Raw genomic sequence first — 12,308 nt, 5'->3', positions numbered from 1 at the left:
TCACTACCCAACCCCGCTAATAGTTACACATAACACATCAGTTCATGATTATTCTTGTGGTGACTGCGTGTGTCAGTAAATGCTGATGACATTATCCAAGGGGTTGAGCTGCAGGATTCTGAGTACACGGTCGTTCAGTCGTTGATTCGGAACAAGTACAAGGCGTACGACGCGAACGACGATCTCGTCCTACAGGGCAAACAGAAGATGTTCAAGCTCAAAGAGGAGTTCCCGTTTCTCGACAAGGACGGTGAGCCGGCGTTTACCGTCCAAGCGGGCGGTGTTTTCGATGTCGCTGGGAACTATACGCTCACCGACGACGTGACGGACGAACCAGTGATCGTTCTCGATAAAAACTGGACCGTGTTTACCCATGAGTGGAAGCTTCGTGATCCCGATACCGAGACGGTCATTGCCACGATCGACTCCACGAGTACGGTCATTGATGTGCTTCGCCACCTCCCATATATCGGTATTCTGTTCCATCTCATCCCCCACGAGTACGAGATCACCGACGCAAACGGAGATCACATCGGTTCTGTTCACGGGGAATTCTCGATCAAGGACCGATACACGGTTACGATCGAGGACGCGAGCGGTGTCCCACGGGAGGCGATCGTCGCGGCTGCGATGGTCATCGACGCGATCGAAGGGAACTGAGCCGACATCGAACGGGGCTGCAGTCGAGTGCGTTCCATAGACACTTAACGCATAGCTGCTAACAGCATTAACAGGATGCCAAACGGGATCATTGACACCATAACGCTTGCAATCACGGTCGCGTTTGCCCTCCCGGTCGGGATGTTCGGGGCGCAGTTTCTGCTGTCGGGGCAATACGTGCTTGGCGGGGTGTTCGTCGGGATCGCCGCGTTGATGGTCGCCGCAGAGGAGTACATCACGACACCAGGCGATCTACCGGCGATCGCCGCCCAGCGAGTCGTCGGCTCCATCACGACCACCGACAACGGACAGACAGACAAGAAAAACGAGTCCTGATCCGTCATTTAGCCGTGACGGGCGGTTCCTGTGCGTCAGCGATGAGTTCTTCGAGCGTGTGGTCTGACGGCCGGTTGTTAAGTAGCACGTCGATGGGAAGCGTCGGAGCGCCGTCAACGAGGTTTTCGAGCAGGACGAGTCGCTTGCGCGCCCGAGACATCCCAACGTAGAAGACGCGTCGCTCATTGTCGGTCAGGGTGGGAACGGGATCGGTGTGTTTCGTGAACTCCTCGACAGTCGGCACCGCCGTGGGATCCTCGACGGTCGCAACCATCTGCTCGACGACCTTCTCAGTCAGATCGGTGGCGACGAACACGTGATCGGCTTCGCGGCCTTTCGCGCTGTGGATGGTCCCGATCCGGACGCGCCCCCGATCGACGTTCTGGTACGGACCGCCGAAGTACGCCCCCATCGAACGCGTCTGGTAGTTCGTCACCTTGTGCGCCATATCTGCCGCACTCGATCGAGTTGGGGCGAAGGGAGCGTACTCTTTGATGAACGATGGCTCGATCTCCAGCTCGGTGAGATCGTCGACACCGCGCGCTTCCTGTCGGTCCTCGATCGCCGTAAACATCTCGTCGCGGGATCCGGTGCCGAACGCGGCCGAATCGAGCATCGCAGCCAAGCGGCGCGCTTGGAGACCGGTGAGCGGTTCATCGTCGTCGAGCGCCTCGACCGCCTGCACGTAGTCGGTAAGCCGGTCGGTCCACATTCGCTGGTCGGTCATCGTCCGGAACGGAATGCCCTGATCGATGAACTCATCCATGAACTGAAACATCTGGTAGCGTGCCCGAAAGAGCACCATGACACTTCCATCGCTCTCTTCGACCGTCGCGCGGACGTTGCGCATCAGATCGTACATGGAGGGGTCACGCACGGCTTCGACCCGTCCGCCCTCTGTGCGCGGCTGAAAATCCTTTTCCTGTCGTTCCTCGACGTGATCGATCTCACGGTTCACGACGTTGAGGATCCGGGACGGCAGCCGATACGACGTGTCGAGAACGACGTTCTCTCCGTTCTCTTCGAGGAGCAGCGTCGGATCAGCACCCTGCCACGCGTACACCACCTGATCGTCGTCGCCCGCAATGAGTGCTTGCTCCATATGTGGCTTCCACTCCTCGTACACCGAATACTGGAGCGTTGTGATGTCCTGGAACTCGTCGATCACGAGATAATCGACAGACGGAACGAGTGAGCGTTGTCGGACTCGTTCGAGCATATCAGCAAACCCGACGAGATCGTTCTCACCCTTGTAGCCTCGCCACGCTCGAATCGTCTGTGGAACGTCGATACGGTCGTCGTCAGTCGGCCACGTCGGCGTGTACTTGTTCCCCGTCTGAGCGTTGGGGTCGGTCTCTGGGGGAAGACGAACCGTCTCGACATCCCACTGGAACGGAACGTCGTGCCACTGTGCGACATCGCGGCTGGTTCGCTGGAGCCACTGGCTCGTCGCAATAATCTTGTTGCCGATCGTCGTCGATCTAGACGAGCGCCGCCGGGAGGAATCGTACTCGTCTTCGTAATCCAGACCGTACTCCTCACAGAACTCCTGTTTATCGGATTCGCCAACCACGTCGTTGCGAGAGAGGTTCAGCAGTTCGTAGGCTTTGGCGTGCATCGTACAGACGTTCCCCTTGAGCGACCGGGGACTGCAGTCGAGGCGCTCCGCTAACCGCTCTCGCACCTCCGCCGCTGCCGCACGAGTGTACGAAACGATGAGGATATCGTCGACCCGCACGCCGGAATCCAGCATTTCGTCAACCCGATCGAGAAGCGCTGTCGTTTTCCCACAGCCCGGTCCGCCGAACAACCGAGTCACGCGCGTTTGAGTCATTGAGGGTGACAAGGCACCCAACAGTATAAGTGACCTGACTCCGTGTCGGACGCGGTGCCGTTCACTGCTGGGCGTCCGCCGACTGGACCCAGACTGTTTTCTCGTTGACGAACGATTTAATGCCCTGTTCGGACAGCTCCCGGCCGTATCCGGACTGCTTGACGCCACCAAACGGAAGTCTCGGGTCTGACTTCGTGAGTTCATTGACGAACACACAGCCGGATTCGACCCGGCGTGCGAGTTCCTCACCACGATCGAGATCCGCCGTCCAGATCGATCCACCCAACCCGTACGCGGAGTCGTTGGCGACCTCAACGGCTGTCTCTTCGTCCGGCACGGAGAACACCGCCGCTGCAGGACCGAACACCTCCTCACGACCCATCGGGGAATCGTGGGGCACGTCGGTCACGACTGTGGGCGGATAGAAATAACCCTCACGATCGAGTGGCTCGCCGCCTGTTTCGAGCGTGCCACCCGCCTCGACGGTCCGTTGGATCTGCTCGTGAACGTCGTCCATGAGATCTTTTCGGGCCTGCGGACCGATGTCGGTCGCTTCGTCCGTCGGGTCACCGATAGATAACGATTCCATCTGCGTGATGAACGCGTCGACGAACGCGTCGTACACCGCTTCGTGGACGATGAACCGCTTTGCGGCGATACAGGACTGACCGGAGTTGAGCGTGCGCGCTCGCGTACCGACGCGGGCCGCCGTCTCGACATCGGCGTCGTCGAGGACGATGAACGGATCGCTGCCGCCGAGTTCGAGCACCGACGGAAGTAACTCCTGCCCAGCAGCCGCGCCGACAGCTCGGCCAGCGCGTTCGCTGCCGGTGAGCGTTACGCCACGGATCCGATCGTCCTCGATGATGCCCGAAATGGCGTCGGAACCGACGATCAGGCTCTGAAACACGCCTCGAGGATAGCCCGCACGCTCGAACACCCGTTCGATGGCTTTCGCACAGCCCGGAACGTTCGAGGCGTGTTTCAACAGCCCCGTGTTGCCGGCGGTCAACGCGGGTGCGGCGAACCGAAACACCTGCCAAAACGGGTAGTTCCACGGCATGATCGCAAGCACCGGCCCGATCGGCTCGTGAGAGACAAACGTTTTGGCGTGCGATTCACTCCGGATCACCTCATCAGCGAGATACGCGTCCGCCTGCTCGGCGTAATGATCACACACCCACGCACACTTCTCGATCTCCGCGATCGCGTCTGTGATCGGCTTTCCCATCTCTCGGGTTGCGATCTCAGCGTACTCAGTCGTGTTCTCTCTGAGTTCCGCCCCGGCAGCCGCCAACAGCGTCCTGCGCTGGGACAACGATCGATCGCGCCACGTTTCGTACGCAGCAACGGATCGCTCGATCGCCGCCTCGGTTGCCGCGTCGGTGTGTTCGTCGATGGGATCCAGCACGGTTTCGGTTGCAGGGTTGACGCGCTCCATGATCCTCGTCACTGTCCGCATTCACTAATGTATTCTCGTCATCTCTTGTATATAATCTCGTTGTATCGTCAATAGATGATCAAGAACCACCGCCACAGCTCCGCAGGCAGCGAAATAGATAAGTATCTATGAAATAATCATGATCCGTGCCATCGATGTCCCTGATGCATGGACTCACTACTCAAATGGTGACAGTGAACAATCAACACGTACACCTTGTTCTCCAGACGAACGGTCGGACGATGAACGACGTTTTCTCGATGCTCTTTGGTGTGTTCCTCATTCTAGGGACGGCCGTCGGTGCCGTCGTGATCTCTTATATGGTGTACAACGCGTACAAGTACCGCGATCGAGAGGGTCGGGACGGCACGATGACCGATCCGCTCCAGCTCGGTGAGTTGCCACAGGGTGGCGGAGATGGGAAGAAACTGGCTATCTCCCTCGCAATCAGTGCGATCATCGTTATCGCACTCATTGGGTGGGCGTACGTGCTGCTCGTCGACGTAGAGGCGGGCGCTCCCGCGTCCGAAAATCCCATCGAGATTAAGGTTGAAGGTATTCAGTTTTCCTGGCAGTACGAGTATCCTAACGGTCACACGACTAGCACGCTGCGGGTCCCTGAGGATCGGCCAGTGACACTCACTGTCACGTCGGGAGACGTGTTCCACACCTTTGGAATCCCGGCGTTCGATCTGAAGGCGGACGCGATTCCCGGCCAAACAACACAACGGTGGTTCCGTCCCAACGAGACCGGCACGTACCGAGCGCAGTGTTTCGAACTGTGTGGGTCGGGTCACTCCGTGATGGAATCGGACGTGATCGTGATGGAGCCAAACGAATACGAGCAGTGGTATGCGAACACGGGGGCTGACGCACCAGCGATGAACAACTCGGCGGCTGCCGTGTCGACCACTAAGACCAGGATCGAAAACGGGGGTGCAGAAGCGTCGTCACAACGCGTCGCTATCACGTTCTGACAATGACTGAGGACCAACAGACACACGACGATCGTGCGGTACAGTCCGGCGGTGGGCCGCCAGACGGGTCGGCTACTGAAAACGCCCTAGTGTTCAGGCTCCGACGGTTTTTCACGCGGGACGAACTCCCGCCACTCGGAACGGTACGACACTGGCTGCTCACGACGAACCACAAGGACGTGGGGATCCTCTATCTCGTCACGTCACTGTTCTTTCTCGTGTTTGGCGGCGTTCTGGCGCTGTTAATGCGGGTTGAGCTGTTGACGCCAGTTGGGGATATACTGAGCGCGACGGGATACAATCAGGCGGTTTCGACACACGGCCTGATAATGATCTTCTGGTTTCTCTCGCCGTTCGCGTTCGGCTTCGCCAACTACGTGGTTCCCCTCCAGATCGGCGCAAAAGATCTCGCGTTTCCACGGCTCAACTCCTTGAGCTACTGGTTGTACCTCTTTTCGGGGATACTGCTCGGAATTTCGTACTTTCAGGGTGGAAGCTTCGAGGGCGGGTGGACGATGTACGCCCCGCTTAACGTCCCAACCTACATGCCGAACATCGGATCGACAACCACTGTGTTGGCGCTGGTGTTGTTCGTGATCTCCGTGACAGTGTCGTCGGTGAACTTCATCACCACACTCCACCGGATGCGTGCAGAGGGGTTGACGCTGTTTCGAATGCCGTTGTTCACATGGTCGATCCTGCTGACAGTGTGGATGATGCTGTTCGCGTTCGCAGCGCTGCTGGCGGCGCTGTTGATTTTGAGCTCCGATCGGATCCTCGGAACGACGTACTTCACAGCCGAAGGGACACCCGGATCGCTGCTCTGGACGCATCTGTTCTGGTTTTTCGGCCATCCTGAAGTGTACATCGTGTTCTTCCCCGCCCTCGGAGCGATGGCCGAAACGTTCCAGACGTTCACCGGTCGGCGGCTCGTCGGCCGTAAATGGTTCATCATCGCAATGGTGTTAGTGGCGCTCCAGAGCTTCCTCGTCTGGATGCACCACATGTTTCTCACGAGCATCAACCTCCAGATCAAAACGCTGTTCATGGTGACCACGATCGGGATCTCGCTGCCGTTCGATCTGATGGTGTTCTCGCTCATCTACACGATGGTGAAAGGACGGATCCGGTTCACGACGCCGTTCCTGTTCACGTTCGGAGCGCTGTTGGTGTTCATCATCGGCGGGATCACCGGCGTCTTCCTCGGTGCTGTCGTACTTGATTACCAACTGCGAGGAACGTACTGGGTCGTCGCACACTTCCACTACGTGATGGTGGCCGGAGTGATGGCGCTCGTGGGTGGCATATTCTACTGGTACCCTAAATTCACGGGGCGAATGTACAACAAACGGCTCGGAAAGGCCACATTCTGGCTGTTTTTCGTCGGGTTCAACCTGCTGTACTTCCCGCTGTTCGTTGCGTGGGAAACGCCACGTCGGGTGTTCGAGTATCCGGCGGCGCTCACCCCGTGGCACCAGCTCGCTACAGTCGGTGGGTTCTTACTTGGAATCTCCTTTCTGCTCGTGATCTGGAACTGCTACTGGAGTCTCTGGCGCGGCGAACCGGTCGACGGCAACCCATGGGAGTATTCGACCACGGCTGAATGGGCCGTTCCCTCACCGCCGCCGCTTGAGAACTTCCCCGGCGTTCCGAGCTACGAAAGCGGCTCGTTGGCGTTTCGTGACGATGACACACCGGAAACGTCGACCGATGGCGGAACCACAGTGAGCAACGACGAATCCGGAAGCACAGCCCACGACCACCACGACAGCCACGCGAGTCCGTGGCCCTTCTTCATCGGCATCGCGTCGTTGGTGTTCTTCCTCGGATTGTCGGGCATCACAACCGGCGGGATCTACCCCGTTCTCACAGCACTCGGCGTCGTGTTCGGCGCGGTGTCATTGATCGGGTTCGGGTTGGAATCGTTCTCCGTAACGGAACCAGAACGGGGAGAACGGTGGCCGTTCGAAGGGATCGAAAACGGGAAGCTCGGCGTCTGGGTCTTCCTCGCCTCGGATATCGTCTTGTTCGGGGCGTTCATCGGGTCGTACGTCTTTCTCCGAGTCGGATACGGCTGGACCGACTGGACGCTCGTCCCCCACGACCCGATTCCAGGGCTAATCAACACGTACATTCTGTTGACAAGCAGTTTCTGCATCGTGTTGGCGCTGGTCGCGGCGGAGAAAAACAGCAGGTGGGGACTCATCGCCGGACTGAGCACGACGCTGTTACTCGGCATCGGCTTTCTCATCAACAAGGGGATCGAGTGGGTCGAGCTGTTCCATGAAGGCGTTTGGCTGTCGAGTAACGTCCAAGCCTCGACGTTCTTCCTCACCACGGGCCTGCACGCGTTACACGTGATCCTTGGGCTGTTGATCCTGCTGTATCTCATCCCGAGAGCCATCAACGGCTCGTATCTGAACGACGAGCGCCCAATCGAATACTTCGGACTGTACTGGCACTTCGTGGACATCGTCTGGCTGTTCCTCTTTCCCCTGTTCTACATCATATAAAAACAATGACATCAACGAAATTGTACACCGTGATATACGTCGTGTTGTTCGCGTTCGCAACCGTTCAGGTAGTGATCGAGGGACTCAGTGGGATCGGCTACGAGATCGCCGTAGCGGGGATTTTGCTGTTATCAGTGATCAAGGCGGTGTTGGTGGCTGGATACTACCAACACCTGTTGTACGAGCCGCGGTCAGTGGCGTACGTCGTGGCGTCCGGTCTCGTGACGGCCATTGCGCTGACCTTCGCGGCGTCGTACTCGATCACTTGACGGCCCACGAATTCGATCGGATGTTGTCGGATCAGAACGCGACTACCGACGTATCATCACGCGTTTTATGATCCATCCGGCGTCTCATTCGATCGATGACGGCATCGGGATCGATCGAACCGACTGATATCTCTCCGCTCGCGTGGCGTTTGCTTCGGATAGCCGCTGGATACGAACAGCGGGCTGTCGAACGCGAACTGGACGACATTCTACAGGCGCATATTTCGATGCTCGAAAGCGGCTCCCGAGCACTGTCGAATCGCCGCCGACAGACGCTCCTCGAACTGTACGCGGCTGAACTCTCACCGGAACAGGTCACTGCTATCGCTGAACATTTCTGATCGGAGCCGTGGTGATGGACCATCAACAGATCGAAATTGTTAACTCCATATCTCAATATGAGATCATGTATCAATGATACGCGGTCGGATCTCGGACGTTCACGGACGGCTAGGGGTGTTCGCCATCGCCCTGATCGGGGCCATGGTCATCGCGGGGCTACCGACGCCGTCCGGTTTGCCAGTACGGGGACAGTACGCGCTAGCAACGATGTACTTCGCTGGCGTTCTGTGGGTGACGGGCGTGCTTCCACTCGCCGTAACGGCGGTGTCGATACCGGTCCTTCTGACTGGGTTCGGTGTGTATCCGAGTTTGGACGAAGCACTCACCGGGTTTGCTGACCACGTTATTTTCCTGTTCATTGCGGGGTTCATGCTCGCAAACGCGTTGCAAAAGTACAACATCGATCGCCGGATCGCGCTGTATCTGATGGTTCGGATGGGAACCTCTCCACGGTGGCTGGTTCTGGCCGTCATGATCGCGACCGCGTTCCTCTCAATGTGGGTGTCGAACACGGCAACGGCAGCGATGATGACGCCGATCGCGCTCGGGGTACTCACCCAGATCATCGGTCGTGAGGAGATCGCGTCAAGAGACGGCCACCGAGAGGAAGAGCCGGAACTCGCCACAGACGGGGGGCTTGCGGCGGTCGGTGATGGATTTACCAACATCCAGATCGCGATGTTGCTCGGGACGGCCTACGCCGCGAGTGTTGGTGGTGTTGGAACGCTGATCGGGACGCCACCGAACGCCATACTCGCCTCACAGCTCGATGCGCTTCTCGGCTACGAGATCGGCTTCGCCCAGTGGCTGGTCATCGGTCTCCCGATCGTTGTCGTAACCTTGCCGCTCGTGTGGTATCTCCTCACGTATTGGCTGTATCCGCCCGAGATCGACGATGTCGAGGCTGCCCGGGAGCAAGCCCGTGAATATCTCCGCGAAGAAGGCGAACTCAGCACTCGTGGCTACCGCGTCGTGGGCATCTTCACGATCACCGCGTTATTGTGGGTGATCGGTGGACTCGATCGGTTCGTCACGCCGTATCTCCCCGACGTGTGGGCAACGGTGCTGTACGGTGGTGAGGGAGCAACCTTCCTCGGCGTCAGCGGGCACCAAGGACTCCTGTATTATGTGATGGTCGGTCTGTACGCCATCCCTGCGCTCGTTCTCGCAGACACGATGGAGTGGGAGGAACTCGTCGATATTGACTGGGGTGTTATCTTGCTGTTCGGCGGCGGGATCGCGCTCGCAAACGCCCTTGCGGACAGTGGTGCGACGGAGTGGATCGCAGAAACCGTGTTCAACGGACTGACCGGCGCACCGATTGTCGTCGTTGTCGGTGCAGTTGTGTTGTTGATCATCTTCCTCACCGAAATGACCTCAAACACCGCGACGGCAACCATCATCATTCCCTTGCTCATCAGCATCGGCGGAGCCTTTGCCGCCACGCTCGGACTGTCACAACTGGCCGCTGGGATCTTCCTCGCTGTCAGCGGCGCGATCGCAGCGAGTTACGCGTTCGCGCTGCCGGTTGCCACACCACCCAACGCCATCGTTTTCGGCAGCGGCTACCTCGAACAGCGACATATGATGCGAGCCGGTATCATTCTCAACCTCCTCATGACGATTGTTCTCACGGGTCTCATCTGGGTGTTGTTCACGTTCGTCTGGCCGGTCATACTGTGGTGAACTGCGCCCGAGTCAGCTCCACACGAACGCGTAAGTGTATGTGAACGCGAAGAAGACGCCCACGAGCGCACTGATCACTTTCAAATGGAAGATGAACAGCTCGTTTGATTCGTCGTCGTAGGCGCTTTCATAGCGGTCGCGCTGGTTCGCAGTCCACTCATCCCGGTGGCGGTCACCGAGGTGAAGCGCACACAGTCGCTCAGTAGCGAACGGACGGGCACAGTGAGGACACCAAGCGGCCGGTGTCTCGTCGTCAGGAACTGCCGTCGGCACTCGTTCTGTCGGTCGCGTGTTTGCGGTGATCGATTGCCGGCTATGCTCGTCGGCTTCGGTCGATCCGTCGGGGACGTATTCGGTTGGCATGGTTATAGGACGAACGGTGGTTGAGCGGACGGGTGGAGAACGATCCACATACCAATCATGGTGTAGGCGATCATCATGAGGATGAAGGGGTATTGGCTCCGTATCGATTGAAATCGGCCGGTAAAGAGGTCGAACGCGGTGGTGTGGGCCACCCAGACCGCGAGTAGATGCCCACAGAGAATGGACAGCAGTTGTGCGTGCCCGAACCACGACGGCCGTGACGGCACAGGGATCGGACCACCGAACAGTTGTGAGAGGATCCCTGTGAGCAACGCCACCACGCCCAGAACGGAGCCGAGATAATGCGCGAAGTGGTAGCTCGCGGCGATCGGGAGCAACGAGCGGGCAAACCGGAGTTCAATGGTCTGGGCGGTGATGTACGTGCGCCCGATTCGCCGGGCATGCTGTGTGCCAGTCCGGTACGCCAACAGAAACGCCCCGAAGCCGCCTCCCATTCCGAGGGCGTACACCATCGCCACGGGGACGCCGACGGCACCGATTGTCTCCACTAACTCGCGCCATAACGGTGTCGAGACGAGTCCGTCGTAGGTCGTCACCCACAGCACAGCAATGATGAACGTCGGCTCCCCTCTTGCCTCACCCTCGGTGAGTTCGCTTCCGGGGACGGTGAGTGTGAGTCCGGACGACGTGCGTCGAAACGGGGCTACACGCCCGTACGCACGGAAGAGGCGCGAGATCGGATCAACGTGCCGGAACCACGGTGCTCCGTACACCACGCCACCGGCAACAGTGAACAACGAGTACGCGACGGTCACGACCGCGAGCAGTCGTGGCGATGTTCGCAGTGGAGTAACCATCGTCAGCCACACCAATCCAAGCAGTCCACCGACGCTTGGCCATACGTCCAGCCAGTTGGGGAGCGACCGGTCGACCGAGACCCACCCGGCGATGACCGAAGCGATCGTCCGCCACGGGTTGAGCGTCGGCCACGTGTTGCCGACAAGGTACACTGACATTGTGTACCCCGCCCACCACCCACTCCATACCAACAAAAGAGCGAACGCAGAGATCGCAGACGACGTTCCAACGGTTCCGCCCACGACGACGCCGAGCACTACGACGCTCGATAGCCGAATGGCGCTGCCCACTGGAGGAGACAGCAGCCACGCAGGAACGGACCACTGCGGAGCAGTAACCGATCGAATCGTCTCGCGGTCAGTAACGAACGAGGTGATGAGAAACGACGCGCCGATGACACCCCCACCCGTTGAGACCACCAGCCACCGCGGCACTGGGGCAGGCTCGCTCGACAGATCCACTGATCCGGTGGCGGCCACGGCGGAACCAACGAACAGCCAGACACTACACAACCAGAGCACGACGCAAATGAGATACCGAGTGCCCTCCGGGCGAACGGGACGGTCCGTCACCATCGGTCACGCGAGAAACACGAGCCGCGCGGCGATTACGCTGACCACGAGCAGTCCCAACAGCCACAGCGCCACACCGGTCGCTTCTGCGCTTTTGCGGCCGTGGCTCCGCAATGATAGGTAGACGCCGGAGAAGAGGTAGCTACAGAGCAATCCTCCGAGGACGACGACGAGCACCGCACCAATCATCTGCGGCCCGATGCCTGACGGCGCGTTTCCAGCGACGAACGCGACTGCACTGCCACCAGCGACCACAACTAATCCTAAAAACCCGATGACCCACCCGATCGGCGTCGCGGACGAGCCGCCACCGGGTCCGGTCTCGGCGGTCGAACGAGGCGTTCCTGCGGCAGTCTGTGGCAGATCTGCCGCCGTGGATTGACGCGTTGGCCCGCTGCGACTGGCTCGAAGACGGATCACGACACCGACGACTGCCACCAGGAACACCCCCATCAGAATAGCGCTCGCTAGATTGGTAGTCACGATCATGGTACTA

12 protein-coding genes are annotated in these 12,308 nt (G+C 59.0%); 7 read left to right on the top strand and 5 right to left on the bottom strand.

Translation table 11 applies throughout. The features are described from left to right. The first annotated feature begins 69 nt into the window (after window positions 1-69). A complete protein-coding gene (locus EIK79_RS10410) occupies window positions 70-660 on the top strand; it encodes an LURP-one-related/scramblase family protein (protein WP_124955057.1) in 591 nt (196 codons plus the stop codon). A gap of 75 nt (window positions 661-735) precedes the next feature. Beyond that, window positions 736-996 carry a DUF7533 family protein gene (locus EIK79_RS10405; RefSeq protein WP_124955056.1) on the top strand — a complete coding sequence of 87 codons (261 nt, stop codon included), beginning with the start codon at window positions 736-738 and terminating at the stop codon, window positions 994-996. A gap of 4 nt (window positions 997-1,000) precedes the next feature. Here EIK79_RS10405 and EIK79_RS10400 read toward each other — a convergent pair whose 3' ends face one another. Together EIK79_RS10400 and EIK79_RS10395 are read right to left on the bottom strand one after the other, a co-directional pair. Then, complete coding sequence (locus tag EIK79_RS10400; protein WP_124955055.1) at window positions 1,001-2,830, bottom strand: UvrD-helicase domain-containing protein; 1,830 nt, start codon at window positions 2,828-2,830, stop codon at window positions 1,001-1,003. Between the two features lie 61 nt (window positions 2,831-2,891). Then, complete coding sequence (locus tag EIK79_RS10395) at window positions 2,892-4,271, bottom strand: NAD-dependent succinate-semialdehyde dehydrogenase (RefSeq protein WP_124955054.1); 1,380 nt, start codon at window positions 4,269-4,271, stop codon at window positions 2,892-2,894. Between the two features lie 242 nt (window positions 4,272-4,513). Here EIK79_RS10395 and coxB point away from each other — a divergent pair, with 242 nt between their 5' ends. The 5 genes from coxB to EIK79_RS10370 all read left to right on the top strand — a co-directional run bounded on the left by coxB (window position 4,514) and on the right by EIK79_RS10370 (window position 10,058). After that, window positions 4,514-5,248: a cytochrome c oxidase subunit II gene (coxB, locus tag EIK79_RS10390; protein WP_233738089.1), complete on the top strand. Its 735-nt coding sequence runs from the start codon at window positions 4,514-4,516 to the stop codon at window positions 5,246-5,248. 2 nt (window positions 5,249-5,250) lie between these two features. Continuing rightward, entirely contained in the window at window positions 5,251-7,761 is a 2,511-nt protein-coding gene (locus tag EIK79_RS10385; protein ID WP_124955053.1) for a cbb3-type cytochrome c oxidase subunit I, read from the top strand. A gap of 5 nt (window positions 7,762-7,766) precedes the next feature. Further along, a complete protein-coding gene (locus EIK79_RS10380; RefSeq protein WP_124955052.1) occupies window positions 7,767-8,030 on the top strand; it encodes a cytochrome C oxidase subunit IV family protein in 264 nt (87 codons plus the stop codon). A 95-nt stretch (window positions 8,031-8,125) separates the two neighbouring features. Then, window positions 8,126-8,371, top strand: a complete 246-nt coding sequence (locus EIK79_RS10375) for a hypothetical protein (RefSeq protein ID WP_124955051.1) — start codon at window positions 8,126-8,128, stop codon at window positions 8,369-8,371. A 73-nt stretch (window positions 8,372-8,444) separates the two neighbouring features. Then, the gene (locus EIK79_RS10370; RefSeq protein ID WP_124955050.1) at window positions 8,445-10,058 is read left to right on the top strand and encodes an SLC13 family permease; all 1,614 of its coding nucleotides are present in this window, start codon (window positions 8,445-8,447) and stop codon (window positions 10,056-10,058) included. Window positions 10,059-10,070: 12 nt separating this feature from the next. Here the strand turns inward: EIK79_RS10370 and EIK79_RS10365 are convergent, their stop codons facing one another. The 3 genes from EIK79_RS10365 to EIK79_RS10355 are packed head-to-tail and all read right to left on the bottom strand — an operon-like array spanning window position 10,071 to window position 12,265. Beyond that, window positions 10,071-10,421 carry a DUF7410 domain-containing protein gene (locus tag EIK79_RS10365; protein WP_233738087.1) on the bottom strand — a complete coding sequence of 117 codons (351 nt, stop codon included), beginning with the start codon at window positions 10,419-10,421 and terminating at the stop codon, window positions 10,071-10,073. Between the two features lie 2 nt (window positions 10,422-10,423). Next, the gene (locus EIK79_RS10360; protein WP_233738085.1) at window positions 10,424-11,815 is read right to left on the bottom strand and encodes a hypothetical protein; all 1,392 of its coding nucleotides are present in this window, start codon (window positions 11,813-11,815) and stop codon (window positions 10,424-10,426) included. A 3-nt stretch (window positions 11,816-11,818) separates the two neighbouring features. After that, the gene (locus tag EIK79_RS10355) at window positions 11,819-12,265 is read right to left on the bottom strand and encodes a hypothetical protein (protein WP_124955049.1); all 447 of its coding nucleotides are present in this window, start codon (window positions 12,263-12,265) and stop codon (window positions 11,819-11,821) included. Window positions 12,266-12,308 lie beyond the last annotated feature (43 nt).

Origin of the sequence: Halocatena pleomorpha (assembly GCF_003862495.1) — an archaeon.
GTDB lineage: Archaea > Halobacteriota > Halobacteria > Halobacteriales > Haloarculaceae > Halocatena > Halocatena pleomorpha.
The sequence above is the reverse complement of the archived record's forward strand: the minus strand, read 5'-3'. Positions and strand labels throughout refer to the sequence as shown.